Annotated in this window: 19 protein-coding genes and 6 tRNA genes; 22 read left to right on the top strand and 3 right to left on the bottom strand. The window is 35.9% G+C overall.

The window, feature by feature from the left end; genetic code table 11:
- Positions 1-48 precede the first annotated feature (48 nt).
- From GHT08_RS09450 to phoU, 15 genes are all read left to right on the top strand, one after another.
- Positions 49-123, top strand: a tRNA-Asn gene (locus tag GHT08_RS09450).
- A gap of 4 nt (positions 124-127) precedes the next feature.
- Positions 128-201, top strand: a tRNA-Met gene (locus GHT08_RS09445).
- A gap of 15 nt (positions 202-216) precedes the next feature.
- Positions 217-292 (top strand) — tRNA-His (locus tag GHT08_RS09440).
- A 16-nt stretch (positions 293-308) separates the two neighbouring features.
- Positions 309-385, top strand: a tRNA-Ile gene (locus GHT08_RS09435).
- A 13-nt stretch (positions 386-398) separates the two neighbouring features.
- Positions 399-491 (top strand) — tRNA-Ser (locus GHT08_RS09430).
- 34 nt (positions 492-525) lie between these two features.
- Positions 526-601: transfer RNA gene (locus tag GHT08_RS09425), tRNA-Phe, on the top strand.
- Positions 602-834: 233 nt separating this feature from the next.
- The gene (sodA, locus tag GHT08_RS09420) at positions 835-1,446 is read left to right on the top strand and encodes a superoxide dismutase SodA (protein ID WP_163581173.1); all 612 of its coding nucleotides are present in this window, start codon (positions 835-837) and stop codon (positions 1,444-1,446) included.
- 242 nt (positions 1,447-1,688) lie between these two features.
- Entirely contained in the window at positions 1,689-2,927 is a 1,239-nt protein-coding gene (locus tag GHT08_RS09415; RefSeq protein WP_163581172.1) for an MFS transporter, read from the top strand.
- A 126-nt stretch (positions 2,928-3,053) separates the two neighbouring features.
- Complete coding sequence (locus GHT08_RS09410; RefSeq protein ID WP_163581171.1) at positions 3,054-5,198, top strand: peptidoglycan D,D-transpeptidase FtsI family protein; 2,145 nt, start codon at positions 3,054-3,056, stop codon at positions 5,196-5,198.
- Positions 5,199-5,425: 227 nt separating this feature from the next.
- Positions 5,426-5,578 (top strand): hypothetical protein, encoded by a 153-nt coding sequence (locus GHT08_RS09405; RefSeq protein WP_238343538.1) that lies wholly within the window; start codon positions 5,426-5,428, stop codon positions 5,576-5,578.
- Positions 5,579-5,624: 46 nt separating this feature from the next.
- Positions 5,625-6,656, top strand: coding sequence for a PstS family phosphate ABC transporter substrate-binding protein (locus GHT08_RS09400; RefSeq protein ID WP_163581169.1), 1,032 nt, complete (start codon positions 5,625-5,627; stop codon positions 6,654-6,656).
- A gap of 104 nt (positions 6,657-6,760) precedes the next feature.
- The gene (gene pstC / locus GHT08_RS09395; protein ID WP_163581168.1) at positions 6,761-7,717 is read left to right on the top strand and encodes a phosphate ABC transporter permease subunit PstC; all 957 of its coding nucleotides are present in this window, start codon (positions 6,761-6,763) and stop codon (positions 7,715-7,717) included.
- On the top strand, positions 7,717-8,601 hold the full coding sequence (pstA, locus tag GHT08_RS09390; protein ID WP_163581167.1) for a phosphate ABC transporter permease PstA: 885 nt from the start codon (positions 7,717-7,719) through the stop codon (positions 8,599-8,601). Before pstC ends, pstA begins: the two co-directional genes overlap by 1 nt.
- 51 nt (positions 8,602-8,652) lie before the next feature.
- On the top strand, positions 8,653-9,486 hold the full coding sequence (gene pstB / locus GHT08_RS09385; RefSeq protein ID WP_163581166.1) for a phosphate ABC transporter ATP-binding protein PstB: 834 nt from the start codon (positions 8,653-8,655) through the stop codon (positions 9,484-9,486).
- A 50-nt stretch (positions 9,487-9,536) separates the two neighbouring features.
- Positions 9,537-10,196, top strand: coding sequence for a phosphate signaling complex protein PhoU (phoU, locus tag GHT08_RS09380; protein ID WP_163581165.1), 660 nt, complete (start codon positions 9,537-9,539; stop codon positions 10,194-10,196).
- A gap of 33 nt (positions 10,197-10,229) precedes the next feature.
- Here the strand turns inward: phoU and GHT08_RS09375 are convergent, their stop codons facing one another.
- A complete protein-coding gene (locus GHT08_RS09375) occupies positions 10,230-10,745 on the bottom strand; it encodes an endolytic transglycosylase MltG (RefSeq protein ID WP_163581164.1) in 516 nt (171 codons plus the stop codon).
- A 27-nt stretch (positions 10,746-10,772) separates the two neighbouring features.
- The gene (locus tag GHT08_RS09370; RefSeq protein WP_163581163.1) at positions 10,773-11,120 is read right to left on the bottom strand and encodes a hypothetical protein; all 348 of its coding nucleotides are present in this window, start codon (positions 11,118-11,120) and stop codon (positions 10,773-10,775) included.
- Positions 11,121-11,362: 242 nt separating this feature from the next.
- Here GHT08_RS09370 and rpmG point away from each other — a divergent pair, with 242 nt between their 5' ends.
- The 4 genes from rpmG to GHT08_RS09350 all read left to right on the top strand — a co-directional run bounded on the left by rpmG (position 11,363) and on the right by GHT08_RS09350 (position 14,041).
- Positions 11,363-11,512 carry a 50S ribosomal protein L33 gene (rpmG, locus tag GHT08_RS09365; RefSeq protein WP_018933855.1) on the top strand — a complete coding sequence of 50 codons (150 nt, stop codon included), beginning with the start codon at positions 11,363-11,365 and terminating at the stop codon, positions 11,510-11,512.
- 90 nt (positions 11,513-11,602) lie between these two features.
- On the top strand, positions 11,603-12,181 hold the full coding sequence (locus tag GHT08_RS09360) for a 5-formyltetrahydrofolate cyclo-ligase (RefSeq protein ID WP_163581162.1): 579 nt from the start codon (positions 11,603-11,605) through the stop codon (positions 12,179-12,181).
- 53 nt (positions 12,182-12,234) lie between these two features.
- Positions 12,235-12,411 carry a hypothetical protein gene (locus tag GHT08_RS09355; protein WP_163581161.1) on the top strand — a complete coding sequence of 59 codons (177 nt, stop codon included), beginning with the start codon at positions 12,235-12,237 and terminating at the stop codon, positions 12,409-12,411.
- A 73-nt stretch (positions 12,412-12,484) separates the two neighbouring features.
- A complete protein-coding gene (locus GHT08_RS09350; RefSeq protein ID WP_163581160.1) occupies positions 12,485-14,041 on the top strand; it encodes a rhomboid family intramembrane serine protease in 1,557 nt (518 codons plus the stop codon).
- A 222-nt stretch (positions 14,042-14,263) separates the two neighbouring features.
- On the opposite strand, the gene GHT08_RS09345 is transcribed toward GHT08_RS09350, so the two are convergent.
- Entirely contained in the window at positions 14,264-15,133 is an 870-nt protein-coding gene (locus GHT08_RS09345; RefSeq protein WP_163581159.1) for a hypothetical protein, read from the bottom strand.
- A gap of 110 nt (positions 15,134-15,243) precedes the next feature.
- Between GHT08_RS09345 and GHT08_RS09340 the strand changes: the two genes are divergently transcribed.
- From GHT08_RS09340 to GHT08_RS09330, 3 genes are all read left to right on the top strand, one after another.
- Entirely contained in the window at positions 15,244-16,701 is a 1,458-nt protein-coding gene (locus GHT08_RS09340) for a spore germination protein (protein ID WP_163581246.1), read from the top strand.
- Positions 16,702-16,882: 181 nt separating this feature from the next.
- Positions 16,883-17,074: a YqgQ family protein gene (locus tag GHT08_RS09335; RefSeq protein ID WP_163581158.1), complete on the top strand. Its 192-nt coding sequence runs from the start codon at positions 16,883-16,885 to the stop codon at positions 17,072-17,074.
- A gap of 12 nt (positions 17,075-17,086) precedes the next feature.
- Positions 17,087-18,046, top strand: coding sequence for an ROK family glucokinase (locus tag GHT08_RS09330; RefSeq protein ID WP_163581157.1), 960 nt, complete (start codon positions 17,087-17,089; stop codon positions 18,044-18,046).
- The last annotated feature ends 18 nt before the right edge of the window (positions 18,047-18,064 follow it).

The following is an 18,064-nucleotide window of genomic DNA, read 5'->3' as shown; positions in this document are numbered from 1 at the left end:
AGCTGTGATAAATTATTAAATGTCGCTTCAGTGATTACATAATTTTATTCCACAGTAGCTCAGTGGTAGAGCTATCGGCTGTTAACCGATCGGTCGTAGGTTCGAATCCTACCTGTGGAGCCAATATGGCGGTGTAGCTCAGCTGGCTAGAGCGTACGGTTCATACCCGTGAGGTCGGGGGTTCGATTCCCTCCGCCGCTATTTAAAGTAACGATGGCGATCGTGGTGAAGTGGTTAACACATCGGATTGTGGTTCCGACATACGTGGGTTCGATCCCCACCGGTCGCCCCATATTTTAAGAATAAGAGGACCCTTAGCTCAGTTGGTTAGAGCTATCGGCTCATAACCGATCGGTCGCAGGTTCGAATCCTGCAGGGTCCACCATTTTCTCAATCGCGGAGGAGTACCCAAGTCCGGCTGAAGGGAGCGGTCTTGAAAACCGCCAGGGGCTTCACGGCCCGCGGGGGTTCGAATCCCTCCTCCTCCGCCATACATAATATTCATAGATAAACAACATATCGTTTGGCTCGGTAGCTCAGTCGGTAGAGCAACGGACTGAAAATCCGTGTGTCGGCGGTTCGATTCCGTCCCGAGCCACCATTTCAACAAGCTAAATAAAAGCTTGTTTTTTTGTATGTAAAAATCATAAAATCCGACTTAATGAAAAACTAAGAACGTACCAAATATCATCTATCTAATATTTCTTGAAATGGTCTATGGTCAACATTTCCAATTTAAATGCTAAATATTTGCTTTTTATTTTATTGTTTTGATACCATTTGTCGTAGAAGGATTTTTATACTTTCTAATTAAAAAAATAGGAGGAATGAAAAATGGCAAACTTTACTTTACCAGATTTACCTTATGGATATGATGCATTAGAACCTCATATTGATAAGGAGACAATGAACATTCATCACACAAAACACCACAATACTTATGTAACCAAATTAAACGCTGCGCTAGAAGGTCATGATGATTTAGCAAACAAATCTATCGAAGAGATCTTAGCAAATCTTGATGCTGTACCAGAAAAAATCCGTACTGCGGTAAGAAACAATGGTGGTGGACATGCTAACCACAGTTTGTTCTGGACATTGCTTTCACCAAATGGTGGCGGTGAGCCAACAGGGGAATTAGCAGATGCGATTAATTCTACATTTGGAAGCTTTGACAAGTTTAAAGAAGAATTTGCTGCAGCTGGTGCTGGCCGTTTTGGTTCAGGTTGGGCATGGCTAGTTGTAAACAATGGTAAGCTTGAAATTACTAGTACACCTAACCAAGATACTCCTATTTCTGAAGGTAAAACACCTATTTTAGGCTTAGATGTTTGGGAGCATGCATACTATCTCAAATATCAAAACAGACGTCCTGACTATATTGCTGCATTTTGGAATGTAGTGGATTGGGATAAAGTAGCTAGTTTATATAATGAAGCGAAATAATAAAATAAAACACGTAGGGGCTATGGTTTAATACCATAGTCCCTTTATTTGTAGCAATTTTCAATGTCAGAAATCTTGTGACTTCATTAATCGCTTTTTTTCCTTTAATTTCTTTTGGTTGAACCGTTACTTACACCTTTTTTTCGAGTAAATATAGTTGATAAAATTTCTTCAGTTGATTAAATGTATATCTGCTACTTTCTAGACCAAAATAAAGGTTAGATTGTAGTGAGGTGTAAATGATGAGCGAAACCGTGAAAAGAACAAAAAAAGCAATGCCGAATAGTAAAGATTTAAAGTTATTATTAACAATAGGCGGCTTATACGCAATAGCAACTTTTTTATCCAATACTTTTGTTAATATCTTTTTATGGAAACAATCTGGGGATTATATTGATATAGCTATATATAATTTGTTTGTTTATATCCTGCAACCAATATCTTTCGTTGTTGCTGGAAAGTTTGCAAAGAAAGTAGATAGAACCATTATTATAAGAACAGGGGTAATTTTTTTATCCATTTTTTATGTAACTGTATTGTTAGCGGGTGATAATGCTTCACGTTTTCCTTATTTATTAGGTGCGATCCTAGGGATAGGTTATGGTTTTTACTGGTTAGCATTTAATGTGTTAACCTTCGAAGTTACAGAACCTGAGACAAGGGATTTTTTTAACGGAATTTTAGGTACGTTACAATCATTAGGTGGAATGATCGGTCCGATCTCAGCGGGTTATATAATCACAAGGATGGATAATTTCCAAGGATATAGTTTGATTTTTTTTATATCCTTTTTTTTATTTGTAATTGCAGTAGTATGCTCGTTTTTTCTAAAGAAACGAAAAGCAACCGGAAAATTCTTTTTTAAACATGTTGCATTGGAGAGAAAATCCAATCGAAACTGGCGCAATATTTTATATGCACATATTTTTCAAGGATTAAGAGAAGGTTTATTTATATTTGTTGTAGCTATTTGGGTATATATTGCAACGAATAGTGAGTTTGCATTAGGCGGTTTCAATTTGACTCTCTCTCTATGTTCATTTATTAGTTATTATCTGGTAACGAAAATGTTAAAAGTGGAATATCGAAAACATGCGATTTTACTTGGTGGGTTTTTATTATATGTAGCTGTTGGTTTATTTGTTTTTCAGACTGGTTATTGGATGTTACTTGTTTATGGAGTCATTGTAGGGATTGCGTATCCACTCTATAATGTTCCCTTCATATCATTAACGTACGATATCATTGGTAAGGCAAGAGGAGCAAGAGACCTAAGGATAGAATACATCATTATAAGAGAGCTATTTGTAAATGTTGGCAGGGTCTCTGCGATATTGATCTTTATTGTCGGTGTTACCCTTGTTGATCCAAAAGTTATGATTCCGATTCTTTTATTGACGATTGGTGGAGGTAACTTATTTGCTTATTATTTTGTGCGCAAAACAGATTCATCCATTTATCACGACGTTAACCGTACGTAAGGCGCTCATATATTTTAGTTAAGTTAAATGGGCGAGACCTGTCTCACTTTTAACTGTTAAATAGATAGTAAAGGAAGGGATAACATGTTATAATATACGGGATGTTTGTCATTAGGGGGAATGAGGATGAACCAGCATCCGGATTTTAAAAAAAAGAAGAAATCAAAAAAGAACAAAGCGCAACTGCCTTTTCGATTAAATATATTGTTTTTAAGTGTCTTTCTTATCTTTTCCCTGTTGATTGTTCAACTAGGTGTTGTGCAGATACTTAATGGGGAGGAAGCACAACGGCAGATTAATCAAACAGAGAACACACCTTCGGAAAAATCAGTACCAAGAGGTAAAATGTATGACAGTGATTTTGATTTGATTTTAGATAATAAAGCAGTCAAGTCAATCACCTATACACCTCCGAAAAATGGTGAATCAGCTGAAGCACGACTTAAACTAGCTGAAGAGTTAGCGAAATATATTACAATTATAAAAGATGAAGAAGAACTGGATGACGCTGTTCGAGAACGAGATAAAAAAGAATACTGGTATATAAAAAATAGAGACGAAGTTATTGATCTTCTATCAGATGAAGAAAGAGAAAGTCTTGATACTGGTGAGCAGTATCAAGCTGAACTTGACGCTATTACGCAAAAACACTTAGACGAAATTGATTGGACATCAGAAGTAAAGAATGTTATTGCGATTAAGAAAGAACTGGATGCAGCCTACGAATTATCTCCACATGTGGTAGTCAATGAAGGCTTAACAGATGAGGAATATGCAAAAGTGTCAGAACATTTACATGATTTGTCCGGGATTGATGCGGTTATTGATTGGGACAGAGAAAGGCTCTATGAAGGAACGTTAGGTTCTTTCTTCGGAAAACTAACTTCATCTGACGAAGGGATACCACGTGAGAATAGTGATTTTTATTTATCCAATGGTTATACATGGAACGACCGCGTAGGAACAAGCGGTTTGGAAGAACAATATGAGCATGTACTTAGAGGAAGAAAAGAAAAAGTTCAGTATACAACAGATACAAATGGAAATGTGATCAATTCTGAAGTAGTTGTCGAAGGTCAAAGAGGGAAGGACCTTATCCTTAGTCTCGATATGGAATTCCAGGCTGAGGTGGACAAGATAGTTGAAGAAGAGCTTCGAACGGCTATCAATAATCCTTATAACAATACTGGATATCTGAAGGATGCATTGGCGGTTGTCATGAACCCACAGACAGGTGATATTCTAGCCTTATCGGGATTCCGTTATGATGAGGAAGAGGACGAATATTTGAATCAGGCGTACAGAACTATTTATGATGCACATGAGCCAGGATCTGCCATTAAGGGTGCGACACTACTAGCTGGTTATCAGGAAGGTGTTGTTGACATTGGTACACACTTGTCTGATCAACCAATTAAAATAAAATCCACAAATGAATTTGCTTCACACACTTTTTTAGGATTTAGTATATCTGACTTGAAAGCTATTCAAGACTCATCAAACGTTTATATGGCGAAGATTGCGTTGGAAATAGCTGGAGCCACCTATCGTCCTGGAGAGATACTATATAATTTTGATTACAGTGCCTTTGATACGATGAGAAATTATTACAGTCAATTCGGCTTAGGAGTAAAGACGGGTATTGATTTACCATTTGAAGCAACTGGTGTAACAGGTACTAATCCTGCTCAAGGGAATTTGCTTCACCTATCTATCGGACAGTATGATACGTATACTGCTTTGCAGTTGGCACAGTATGTTTCCACGATTGCAAATGACGGATATAGAATGAAGCCACGTTTGGTTAAGGAAATTAGAGAACCGGGGAATGAAAATGGTATACCAGGCAAAGTTATTGAATCCTTTAGTCCTGAAGTGTTAAATCGTGTGGACATGGATGACAAATATATAGAACGAGTGCAAACAGGATTTAGACGTGTAATTAACGATGGAACAGCTAGAAACCAGTGGAGTAACATCTCTTATGAAGTAGCTGCAAAAACAGGTACAGCGCAAAGACCAAAATTTGAAATTATTAATGATGAACCTGTACAAGTAGATGAAGCAGAAAATTTATCCTTAGTTGGTTATAGTCCTGTTGAAAATCCAGAGGTTGCTTTTGCGGTTATCGTTCCTGATAATGGAACAAAAACTGGTAGACATCAGGTGCATCATGAGATTGGTAAAAGAATTATTGAAAAATACTATGATTTTAAAGATAAAAGTGACGAAGAAAAACAAAAAGAAATCGATGAGCAAGAGGATGAATAAAAAACCGGAACTAGTATTCTAGTTCCGGTTTTTTTATATGGAGAGAAAGTATAAAATCAGACGTGTTACTTCATGCTAGCGTTGTAGAGCAGATCTTAGCAAAGGTCGTTAACTTCCACTCCTGCGGGAATTGTTTGGCATAAAGATCCACTTTTTTGAGCGTTTTTTTGCTTGAAAAAGTTAGCTTAAGGACAAACCTCCCGGAAGGGGAAGGGGCAGCCGGATTGGTGGTTAAACTGTTCAAATATTTCATCATTACTATCGATCCAACTATCTTGTTCTTACGTCTTAATTTCTATAAAAATGTCGAATTTACATTATCTTTACAATTAATTAATAGTAGATTAATAGTTGTGAGTTATGATGTAGTAGAAGCTTAATTGACAAGCTTCTAAATCACATCGTCTATATAGGGGGAAACAAAAAATGAGCAAGTTCAAAATCATGTTGTTAGCTTTAATAGCTGTACTTACAATTGGGCTATTAGCTGCATGTGGAAATGATTCAGAAGAAGAAACAGACAACAATGAAGAAGCAAATGCAAGTGAAACAGATGATGGAGCGGAAGAAACAGAAGATACTTCTAGTGAAGAAGAAACAGAAGCTTCAGATGAATTAGAAGGAACTGTTGCAATCGACGGCTCAGGTACAGTGTACCCGTTAATGTCAAGATTAGCAGAAGAGTATATGCTTAATGAACAACCAAATGTATCAGTTGAAGTAGGTCGTGCAGGTAGTAGTGCAGGCTTCGAAAAGTTTTTAGTTGAAGATGGTACAGATTTCAATGATGCTTCTCGTCCAATTAAAGATGAAGAACAGGCTAAAGCTGATGAACTTGGAATGGAAGTAATGGAAATTAAGGTTGCATTAGACGGTTTAACAATTGTAGTTAACCCTGAGAACGACTGGGCAGAAGAACTTACTGCAGAACAGATTGAAGATATTTTCTTAGGAAATGTAACAAAATGGTCTGAAATTGACTCTTCTTGGCCAGATGAAGAAATTCAAACTTATGGCCCTAACGAGAACCATGGTACGTATGAATTCTTCTATGAAGAAATTTTAGAAGAACAAGATTTAGTAGATACTATTGACTTACAACAAGAATATTCAACTTTAGTAACACTAGTTTCAGAAGATGAAAATGCTATTGGTTACTTTGGTTTTGGATACTATGACAATAATCAAGATCAAGTAAAAGCTGTAGGTATCGATTTTGGTGATGGTGCAGTTGTTCCATCTCTTGAAACAATCGGAGAAGAAGGTCCATATGCTGACTATACTCGTCCGGTATTCACCTATTTAAATGTTGATAATGCAAAAGAAAAACCTCAAGTTTATGACTATGCAGAATATGTAGTTGAAAGCATTAATGATTTTGCTGGTGAGACTGGATTTGCACCAATTCCAGATGACGAACAACAAGCATTACTAGAGGATGTTCAAGCTATCCAATAATCATGGATCAGTATTTAAACGTAATTTCAATATAATGGCTTCAATAAGATGGGGGCATCTGTGCCCTCATCTTATTGTGAGTTTAAGAAGGAGTGCTCCAAGAAATGGCAAAAAGCAGCGGATCGAATCTAAACAGTGCTGTTAATGTCAGTGAATTGATTGCTGAAAACAAGAAAAAGAAAAGTATAAACAATTATATGGAAAAGTTAGTTCCTGCCATTCTTTTCTTGCTCGCATCAATTACGGTTCTGACAACAATCGGAATTTTATATACGCTAATCAGCCAAGCAGTACATTTCTTTATGGAAATTCCGATATTAGATTTCTTTACAGGAACGGAATTAAAACCACTTAGTCAAAATCCTGAATTTGGAATTTTACCTTTGTTGAATGGGACTATTTTTTCGTCTCTTATTGCAATCCTTGTTGCAGGCCCAATTGGTATCATGTCAGCTATTTATTTAAGTGAATATGCTTCAGATAAGGTGAGAAGAATACTAAAACCATTGTTAGAAGTATTGGCAGGTATTCCAACAATTGTTTATGGTTTTTTTGCATTCACATTTGTAACTCCTTTAATTCGCAGTATTTGGCCACAAGTTGAGGCTACCAATATTTTAAGTCCTGGTATTGTAATGGGGGTTATGATCATTCCAATGATTGCATCCCTATCTGAAGACGCCATGACATCTGTTCCTAATGGAATTCGTGAAGGATCTCTTGCGATGGGAACAACTAAATTAGAAACAACAATTAAAGTTGTGATTCCTGCAGCTTTTTCAGGAATAATGGCATCTTTTGTATTAGCTATTTCAAGAGCAATCGGAGAAACAATGATAGTAACAATAGCAAGTGGTAGTTCGAAAAATTTTACTTTTGATTTGACACAATCCATGCAAACAATGACAGCATATATAGTAGAAGTTTCCGGTGGGGAAGCACCCGCAGGATCTACTTTATATTATAGTTTATATGCTGTTGCATTAACATTATTTGTGTTTACGTTAATTATGAATTTACTAGCGAAATATATCTCTCGTAAATTTAGGGAGGAATATTAATGGAAAACTTAGAAGCATTACACGAAAATAACAAAATGGACGCTCGTGTGCGAAAAAACAGTATTTGGAAGTCTATATTTTTCCTCTCTACTTTATTTGGATTAGTAGTACTTGTTGTATTAATAGCTCGTGTATTATTACAAGGGGTATCCTGGATCGATTTGGATTTCATCACCGGACGACTATCGACAAATGCTGATAGAGCAGGTATTATGGGAGCCATTCTCGGTACGGTATGGGTGATGTTAGTTGTTATTCCTGTTACGCTCATTATCGGAGTTGGTTCAGCAATTTACTTGGAATTGTATTCTAAAAAAGGTATTATTCGATCATTTATCGAGACGAATATTTCTAATCTAGCTGGTGTACCTTCGATCGTTTATGGTTTATTAGGTTTAACAGTTTTTGTCCGCCTGATGGATTTCGGGAATGTGGTATTAGCTGGTGGTTTGACGTTAGCTTTACTAGTTTTACCGATTCTTATTGTATCTGCTCAGGAAGCATTAAGAGCAGTTCCAGGTCATCTATCTGAGGCCTCTTATGGAATGGGTGCTACCAAATGGCAGACCATTCGAAGAATCATTTTACCTGCTGCTATACCTAGTATACTAACCGGATCGATTCTATCACTTTCACGTGCAATTGGAGAAACTGCGCCTTTAACAGTTTTGGGTATCCCAGCATTATTGATTCCTTTTCCAGGCGGTTTATTTGATACATTTACTGCGCTACCAATGCAAATATATTATTGGACTATTGATGCATCATTAGTTGCTGAATATGCAAATTTAGCTGCAGCGACGATCATTGTATTATTGCTAATCTTATTTATTTTGAATTCAGTTGCAATTATCATTCGGAATAAGTTCCAACAGAGGTACTAACAGCTATTAGCTTCAATCGTTCAACAAGACCATAGTTAAGGAGTGGAAAAAATGAGTATGGCTACTGACAATAAAGTTCAGATCGAAGTAAGTAATAATCATACAACTACTGAATATAATACAACACAAAAACGTGTTGTTTACGATACAAAAAATTTAAACTTATGGTATTCTGAAAACCATGCACTCAAAGATATTAATTTGGAAATGAAGGAAAATGAAGTTACAGCAATTATCGGACCATCAGGTTGCGGTAAATCTACCTATATTAAAACATTAAATCGTATGGTTGAACTTGTACCAGGTGTAAGTACAACAGGTGCGATTGCCTATAAAGGAAAGAATATTTTAGATAAATCGATGAAAGTGGAAGACTTGCGAACACGAGTAGGAATGGTTTTTCAAAAGCCTAATCCTTTTCCGAAATCTATATATGAGAATGTAGCATATGGACCGAAAATCCATGGGATTAAGAAGAAAGCATTATTAGATGAGATTGTGGAAAAAAGTCTACGCGGCGCAGCTATTTGGGATGAAGTAAAAGATCGTTTAAACGAGAATGCATATGGACTTTCAGGAGGTCAACAACAAAGAATTTGTATAGCACGATGTTTAGCGATAGAACCAGATGTTATTCTAATGGATGAACCTACATCAGCTTTAGACCCTATTTCCACATTAAAAATCGAAGAATTAATTAAGGAACTAAAGCAAAAGTATACAATAATTATAGTTACTCACAATATGCAACAAGCTGCAAGAATATCAGATAGAACTGTCTTCATGTTAAATGGTGAAGTAGTGGAGTTTTCAGAGACAGATCAACTTTTTTCAAACCCTAAAGATAAACGTACGGAAGATTATATTACTGGTCGTTTTGGTTAAATAAGCAGAATAGTTATATATCAAGAGTTTGATAGGAAAGGGAGTACACAATGGTAGGTAGAGAAGCTTTCCAAGGTGAGTTGCAACATTTAGAGGAACTTATAATTGAATTAGCAAAAAAAACAAAAGAACAACTTAATCTAGCAATTGATGCTTTATATCGGGCTGATGTTTCACAAGCAGAACAAATCATTCAAAATGATAAAGAGCTTGATCAGTTAGATATGAAAATTAATGAAGAAGCGATTGTATTAATTGCAAGGCAACAACCTGTTGCAACAGATTTGCGTAGATTAGTTGTAGCACTTCGGATTTCCAACGATCTAGAACGAATGGCTGATAACGCAAAAAATGTGGCGAAATCAACTATTCATTTAGGTGAGAATCATGGTATAGAAGTACATCCTTCTATTCAGGAAATGAAATTAATGGCAGTAGAAATGATTGATTTAGCCATTTTGTCTTATGAAAATGAAGATGTTACGCTAGCTAGGAGATTAGCTGAGTTGGATGATGTAGTGGATAATATGTATTCCACTATGTTACGTGAATTATTAGAAGAAACGGCAACAAATCCTCAAAAAATTCAGCATATCATGCAAATGGCATTCAGCGGCAGATATGTAGAACGCATTGGCGATCATGCAACAAATATTGGTGAAGACGTCATGTACTTGGTAAAAGGTGAATCATTAGACTTAAACAACTAAAATAACAACAAGAAAGAGGAGTAGATATATGATCTACTCCTCTATTTGTCTCGTTAAAGTGTTCGTTAATTCTTCCACCGACATTCCACGATGAAGAGTAAATTCTCCGGTTTGAATAAATCGACTCAGCTCATTTTCTTCCAAATAGGAAAGAAATGCACCTTCATCAGAAACTAGTTCATTCTCATCTAGTAATGCCACAATTTCAGGCATGGTCATACCTGATTCTATCGTAATTGTTATTTCTTCGCCTTCTTCTTCCGTTTCAGATTCTTCCGTTTGATCATCTAAGTCATCTGTTGGTTCATCTAATTCACTATTCCTATCTTGTTGAAATTCTTCTATTTCTTGCTCTAATTGAGTTACCTTTGACTCTAAATCTTCTTCATATACATAATACCCATCATCTTCTACTAGTTTAATAGAATCATCAATTGTTGGGGGGGAAGTAGATTGAGCTTGTTCCGGTTTCTCTACATAATATGTAACTCCGATTATGACAGCTGCAACAAATAATCCAAGAGAAAAGGCTCTAATAATTTGCTTCAAAGTTATCCCTCATTCTTTTAGGCTAGTTTAAAATTGTTTAATCATTGAAATGACGTCATATTCATTGATATTCAGTTGTTCTGCTATGTAATCTGTATCATGTCCTTGTTGATATAATTCTTGTACCCTTCTTACCATTGGTGTTTGTTGAGTGCTTGCAGGACTGATTGTTTGCTCTACTGATAAATCATCAATCAGTAACTCTTCTTCCAGAATATTAATCTTCTTTTTTAATTGATACGTTTCTTGCAAAGATGAAATAGAGAATTGCTCAAATTGATCTTCTAGTTGTTTAAACTTATCTTGCATAAAAAACGATACAATCCATAATATGACGGCTATTATAATTACTGTAGCTATTGTTTCATATAACATAACTTTCCTCCTAATTTTGACCATTATTACGGACACTAAATCCCTGTTAAGCTTCACTAACTATTAGTGAGAGTATAACCTCACAGAATAGAAGTCTCACCTTATCTACATATATAGTTATACCATATTTAAGAATACAATAAAACATATACTTGAAATTATCGTCGGTTTTTGCTATGATATTTTAGGTAATGATTCGATATTGAAAAGAATGATGTAAGATTTAGTTTGGAGGGAAAACCATGCGCGTTAATATTACTTTAGCTTGTACTGAAACAGGTGACCGTAACTATATTACGACTAAAAATAAACGTAAACATCCAGAGCGTTTAGAGCTTAAAAAATATAGCCCACGCTTGAAACGACACACGTTACACCGTGAAACAAAATAATGAAATGAACGGAAAAACTCTTACCACAATTGGTAGGAGTTTTTCTTATATAGATATACCAAATAGTGGATGTATAGGCGGTGTTTGTGAATGGACAAATTATCTTTGGTAAAAGAACAACAACGGAAAAATATATTAAAGCAATGGCAGCAAATAGTGAATAGGCAGTTAATCGAACGATCTATCCAGACGAAATTACTACAGACAGATGTATGGCAGCAAGCTCAGACGATCGGTTTAACGATATCAAAAGGGGTGGAGTGGGACACTGAACCATTAATCAATATTGCTTGGCAACAAGGGAAGAGGGTTGTAATCCCCAAATCTAATCCTCAAGACCATTCCATGTCATTTCATCACTATCAAGCTGGTGATCGGTTAAAAAAAGTTTGGGCTGACATTTGGGAACCTCTCACATCCGATGTTTCCATTATTGAAAAAAACAATATAGATCTGATGATTGTACCAGGCATCGTATTTAGTAAGAATGGTTTGCGAATTGGGTATGGTGGTGGTTTTTATGATCGTTATTTACAAGATTTCACAGGTGATACTGTATCGCTTGCTGCAGATTTTCAGATTGTGGATACTATTAATGGTGAAAAGCATGATAAGCCAGTCGATATTCTGATAGCAAACTTCGGTAAAATTTACTGTAAACATACATAAAAATATAAAAAAAGAAAAAACTTTTGATAACAAAACAGTAGGAGTGAATATATATGAAAGTATCAAAAGTGTTTTTCTTCTTGGCAGCAATTGGAACAACTGTATATCTATTTCGTAACAGTATCTCCAGGTTAGTAATAAATGTACCATTGCTACGAAAATGGGGTATACGACTAGCCATGAATATCCCGTATATTCGTAATAAGATGATAGGTTCCATGTTTAAATAGCGCTATACCTTATTGTTATTCTAACTGCTATTATTCATGGTATGATTGGAATAGTGATAAGGTGGGTGTACACATGTTTATCAAGAATCAATTTATTCAAAATAAACTCGTGCTTCATTTAATGGAACAAGGGGAATTCGAACTCTTAACAGCTTCCTCTAATCAAGAGGAATATTTGTTATGGAAGACAAATAAAAGAAATGTAGATATCGTGAGAGTATCATTAAAGCAATATGATTGGAATAGGGAAGTAGAAGCATCTGTACAACAAGTTGAGAAAAATGTTGTACAAAATATCCAACTGCCGTTATTCAAACAAACCATTTCATTTCATCATGTTTTTATCGTTGAATATGAACCTGTTGATAGTTGGAGTAACCTCATGAACAGAGAATCGACCGTTAATAAAATTGATAATTCATTTGTTTATCTGTGTGGTCACGATCGAGACGAAGTGTTAGCGCATTTTTTTCAGAAAGCTCATTTACACCATCCCTTAACTTTTTCGATACCTGACAATCTTTTTGAATTAGAGTATCAAACAGAAACATTAAAACATAAGATTCAACACATACAAAAAAATGCTGAAAAAGCAATCCTAGCTCTTTTTAGTAGAGGAAAACCACGCATTTCTTATCTTATATTAGTGATTAATATTATTATTTTTATACTGTTGGAGTATAGGGGAGGATCGATAAACCCTGAAACGCTCATTCAATTTGGTGCCAAGTATAATATAGCTATGATGGAAGGCGAATGGTGGCGTATTATTACGTCGATGTTTTTACATATTGGAATATTTCATTTGGTCTTGAATATGCTTGCTTTATACTTTATCGGTACACTGGTAGAAAGAATTTATGGAAATGTTCGATTTGTTATTATTTATTTCCTTGCTGGGATTGCTGGTGGAATGGCAAGTTTTGCTCTAAATCCAAGTATTGCCGCCGGGGCCTCTGGGGCATTATTTGGTTTGTTTGGAGCACTGCTTTACTTTGGTTTAAAAAAACCAAAAGTTTTCTTCAAGACAATGGGAACAAATGTCATCTTTATTGTTATTATAAATATAATTTTTGGTTTTAGTGTGCCACAGGTCGATAATGGTGCCCACATCGGCGGGTTAATTGGAGGATTTATTGCTTCAGGTATCGTCATGTTGCCAAAAACAAAAGCGTTTATGCAACAGCTTATCGCCGTTGTAGTCTATGTTTTTTATGTGTTTGGTCTTTTGGCATTCGGATTAACGAATGAGGATGTACAGTATGACGAAACGTTACAAATTCAGCACATTCAGCAATTGTTAGAAGAGGAACAATATCAGGAAGTTACGGAGATAGTGAGCAGCACCTTGCCATATGCTGAAGAATTAGAGGCAGAGTTACACTTTTATCGTGCCTTTGCTAACATTTATTTAGAGTCATTTGATAAAGCAAAAAGCGACTTAGAAATCGCAGTGCAACATAGAACTGATTTTGAAGAAGCGTGGTACAATTTAGCTTTACTGTACCAACAGGAAAATGAATATGATAAAGCATTACAAGCTGCTGAGAAATTGTTAGATTTGAACAATGAAAAAAGTAGTTATCAAACATTATACCAAGAATTGAAAGAGGCTGAGACAAAAGAGTAATTGGATAGGAAAAATCCGAACAATAAAGTCTTAGTACACATACTGCTTTCGGCAAAACACTTCGCTTTCCGGTGGGCAGTCTTTAGCTAACTGTGTGAAGAAAAACACTTCACACAGTTAGCGGAGGTTCGCGTGAGTTCCCCAATAGTCTGCGTATTTTGCCTACGCTTAGTTTAGATTGTTTGGATTCTCGTTCTACTTATTTAATTATGTCTCAGTCTCTTAGTCCTGTACAGATAATTGTTGATATAGTGTTTCGAGTTGATTCGTTTCGTCAATAAAAAGTACAATTAAGTGATCATTGTTTTTATCGATTAAAACAAGAGGCATGATTTGTTGTTTGCTTTCGGATTGATTAGCAATAGGCAAAATATAATTTTTATATAATCCTTCCCAAAGCTGTCCAATAATTCGATCTGTTTGTTCTTGTGTTAACCCACTAATAGGTTGTTCTTGAAATTGAATAATACTTGTTAAGGGGTATAAATGATAATTATCTATTTTAATTTTGGCTGTATCTATCCATTCTTTCCAGGCAAAATGTAATTGTTGGGATGTAGTATTATCAATGGTTTCTTTCCACTCCTGTTGCATGTGTGAATCAGGTTCTTTAAATGATTCCAATGCTGTATGAGGCGAGTCGATTACATATAAATGATCATCAGACATTTGTTGAATACTTTTAATTTCATCATTTGGGTAATGTATTTCTCCATGATGGAAACTGATCGCTTGAAAATGACTGCTATCACTTTCTTCGAAAACTTCTTCTAACTCAATATCTTTCGCAGATTCCTTCCATAAACCTTTGATTCCTTTCAGGCGCCCATCCATATACAATATTGAAATATCTTGTCTAAGGTATATTTCTTTGTCTAAACTGCTATTCGCCGTCCACTTTACCATGTATTGGTCATTCCCTGTTTCTGTCAACAGTTTTAAATTTGTATTAATAGCTGAAAATGAAATAGAGGAATCAGGTGGAAAATACTTAATGGTTTCTTCGGTTGAACGTTGCGATAATAATAAAAGTATCATAGCCAACATCATTAGTAAGCACGTAATGATATGTACTTTTCTCGATTTTATCATAATATCCCTCTTTTATGGATTTCAGCTTGTCCAAAATCATCCCGCATTAAACCAATCATATAGAGAAGACTAAAGATAAAATGTGATTGATGGAGAAAGAGGGAATGACTATGGAACAAGAGAAACGTTTGTATCATAACTATGATGAAAATGTTCAATATATACATGATTATTTAGAGATAGACAAAAGCTTTGACCTCATTCATCTGGATGTGGAATACGCAGGGAAAAAGATGGCATTATTTTTAATTGATGGTTTAGTGAAAGATGAAATTTTACACCGCATAATGTGGTTTTTAGCAGATCTAGAAGAAGGGGATTTGGATGAGGATACACTGGACAAATTAATTAAACGGTATATTCCATATGTAGAAGTTGATATAGAGAAAGACTTAAATAAAGCAGCAGACATGGTGCTGGCTGGTCCAACTGCATTAGTAGTGGAAGGACTAGATCGGATCATATTGATTGATGCAAGAACATATCCAGTCAGAGGGCCTGAAGAACCTGACTTAGAAAGGGTGGTTAGAGGTTCCAGAGATGGTTACGTGGAAACAATTGTTTTCAACACAGCATTAACAAGAAGAAAAGTAAGAGATCGATCATTGAGAATGGAATATACGTCAATTGGCCGCAGATCAAAAACTGATATTTGTATTTGTTATTTAGAGGATATTGCTGATCCACGAAGGGTAGAAAAGTTAAAGCAACATCTTGATAGGATCGATACCGATGGTCTGCCAATGGCCGAGAAGACGATTGAAGAGTATTTGAGTGGTAAAAAGTGGAATCCATACCCGACCATCAGATATACGGAAAGACCAGATACTGCTTCTGAACATTTATATGAAGGACATATTTTAATTATCATCGATGGTTCGCCAAGTGTCATGATCACACCAGCGACTTTTTGGCATCATTTACAACATGCTGAAGAATATCGGCAGAAACCGTTTATTGGCGTGTATTTACGTATGGCACGTTTTATTGCAGTTTTCGCATCGATTTTTTTATTACCATTCTATTATTTGTTATCAACTGAAATGGGATTACTTCCTGAAGAATTAGCATTTGTTGGGCCTAAAGAAGTAGGTTTAATACCGTTAATTGTTCAATTTTTAGTGGCGGAAGTAGGGATAGATGTATTGCGTATGGCCGCTATACATACACCATCAGCTCTTGCTACAGCACTAGGCTTGGTGTCTGCTATTATAATTGGTCAGATAGCAGTCGAGGTAGGTTGGTTTTCAAATGAAGTAGTATTATATCTTGCAGCGGTCGTCATGGGTACTTTTGCAACACCTAGTTATGAATTAAGTTTGGCTAACCGTGTCACAAGGATTATTTTACTCATCATTACTGCGATTTTTGGTTTGAAAGGATTTGTTATTGGGGTAACATGCTATATATTATATCTGGCAAACTTGAAGACATTCTATATTGGTTATTTCTGGCCGTTTATGCCCTTTGATGCAAAAGCTTTTCTTCATGTATTGATTCGTCAGCCGGTACCAAATGATCACAAACGACCATCTTTCTTAAATCCGCAAGATCCGGATCGGCAATAATGGGATACGCTGATAAGTGGAGGTTTTGCCTCCACTTATCAAAGGGTTGTTAGCCTCTGTTAACTCCCGCTTAACTTCTTTTTGTTATTTAAAGCTTAGTTACCGACACTTAGCACCGTCATAGAAAGTTTTTTATTCCTTTTTAGATTTGTCTTTGTTATAATGTTTTAGGTGATATCAAATGGATAGTATCTATGATTTAAGAAAATTATTATTAAAATTTGGAACGATCATCTATATAGGTGATCGTTTAGCTGACTTAGAACTTATGGAAGAAGAAATGAATGAACTGTATCAAGTGAAGGTGATCACAAAAGAGCAGTTTCTGCAAGCAAAAATCATCATTACAAAAGAAAAAGAAAAAATAAAATAAAGGGTGGAAAAAATGGAGAAGGATTTACTCATTGGCATTGATATTGGAGGGACAACCGTAAAAAATGCGATTATTTCCAATCAGGGCGAAATGATTGCGAAATGGGAAATACCAACAGGCTTGGCTAACCAAGGAGAAAATGTCCCAACGGATATTTGGTTATCTATCGAAAATAAACTTTCCGAATTAAATTTAACAAAAGAACGTTGTGCGGGATTGGGGGTAGGTGCTCCTGGCTTCATTGAGCCAGAAACGGGTAAAGTAGCTATAGCAGTTAATATTGGCTGGAAAAATTTTTATTTAAAAGATATTCTGGAAGAATTATCTGGCTTAAACGTGTATGTCGACAATGATGCTAATATTGCGGCATTAGGTGAGAACTGGAAAGGTTCAGGTAACCAAGTAGAAAACATGTTAGCAGTGACATTAGGTACTGGCGTCGGGGGAGGTATCATTGCAAACGGACAGATTGTAAGTGGTGCAAATGGTACTGGTGGTGAAATTGGACATATAACTGTTGAAAAAGATGGTGCAGCATGTAATTGTGGGAGAAATGGCTGTCTGGAAACAGTAACTTCTGCAACAGGAATTGTCAGACAAGCCGAAGAGTTAATTGCTGAAGGTAAGGCTAACGCATTAAAAAGACGGAAAGATAATTGCGGAGAAATCACCACTAAAGATGTATTCGAGACAGCTGCTGAAGGTGATAAGGATAGTAAGGCATTATTAGCACATGTGCTCGATGTACTTGGATTTACACTAGCTACTGTCGCCATTACTGTAAATCCTGCGAAAATTGTTATTGGTGGTGGGGTTTCAAAGGCAGGAAACGCATTGTTGGAACCTCTAAAAGAATCTTTTGAAAAATACACCTTACCACGAACTAACGAAGCTTGTGAATTTGTTATCGCTCAATTAGGTAATGATGCAGGTGTTTATGGTGGTGCATACTTAGTGTTACAAAACAGTTAACAATTATAAAATTCTATG

It is taken from the genome of Gracilibacillus saliphilus, from assembly GCF_010994085.1.
GTDB lineage: Bacteria > Bacillota > Bacilli > Bacillales > Amphibacillaceae > Gracilibacillus > Gracilibacillus lacisalsi.
This window is presented reverse-complemented; position numbering and strand designations above follow the sequence as displayed.

Bases quoted from the DNA above. Each gene is read 5' to 3' on its own strand.
- sodA (WP_163581173.1), top strand. From the start codon at position 835: ATGGCAAACTTTACTTTACCAGATTTACCTTATGGATATGATGCATTA.
- GHT08_RS09415 (WP_163581172.1), top strand. From the start codon at position 1,689: ATGAGCGAAACCGTGAAAAGAACAAAAAAAGCAATGCCGAATAGTAAA.
- GHT08_RS09410 (WP_163581171.1), top strand. From the start codon at position 3,054: ATGAACCAGCATCCGGATTTTAAAAAAAAGAAGAAATCAAAAAAGAAC.
- GHT08_RS09400 (WP_163581169.1), top strand. From the start codon at position 5,625: ATGAGCAAGTTCAAAATCATGTTGTTAGCTTTAATAGCTGTACTTACA.
- pstC (WP_163581168.1), top strand. From the start codon at position 6,761: ATGGCAAAAAGCAGCGGATCGAATCTAAACAGTGCTGTTAATGTCAGT.
- pstA (WP_163581167.1), top strand. From the start codon at position 7,717: ATGGAAAACTTAGAAGCATTACACGAAAATAACAAAATGGACGCTCGT.
- pstB (WP_163581166.1), top strand. From the start codon at position 8,653: ATGAGTATGGCTACTGACAATAAAGTTCAGATCGAAGTAAGTAATAAT.
- phoU (WP_163581165.1), top strand. From the start codon at position 9,537: ATGGTAGGTAGAGAAGCTTTCCAAGGTGAGTTGCAACATTTAGAGGAA.
- GHT08_RS09370 (WP_163581163.1), bottom strand. From the start codon at position 11,120: ATGTTATATGAAACAATAGCTACAGTAATTATAATAGCCGTCATATTA.
- rpmG (WP_018933855.1), top strand. From the start codon at position 11,363: ATGCGCGTTAATATTACTTTAGCTTGTACTGAAACAGGTGACCGTAAC.
- GHT08_RS09360 (WP_163581162.1), top strand. From the start codon at position 11,603: ATGGACAAATTATCTTTGGTAAAAGAACAACAACGGAAAAATATATTA.
- GHT08_RS09355 (WP_163581161.1), top strand. From the start codon at position 12,235: ATGAAAGTATCAAAAGTGTTTTTCTTCTTGGCAGCAATTGGAACAACT.
- GHT08_RS09350 (WP_163581160.1), top strand. From the start codon at position 12,485: ATGTTTATCAAGAATCAATTTATTCAAAATAAACTCGTGCTTCATTTA.
- GHT08_RS09345 (WP_163581159.1), bottom strand. From the start codon at position 15,133: ATGATAAAATCGAGAAAAGTACATATCATTACGTGCTTACTAATGATG.
- GHT08_RS09340 (WP_163581246.1), top strand. From the start codon at position 15,244: ATGGAACAAGAGAAACGTTTGTATCATAACTATGATGAAAATGTTCAA.
- GHT08_RS09335 (WP_163581158.1), top strand. From the start codon at position 16,883: ATGGATAGTATCTATGATTTAAGAAAATTATTATTAAAATTTGGAACG.
- GHT08_RS09330 (WP_163581157.1), top strand. From the start codon at position 17,087: ATGGAGAAGGATTTACTCATTGGCATTGATATTGGAGGGACAACCGTA.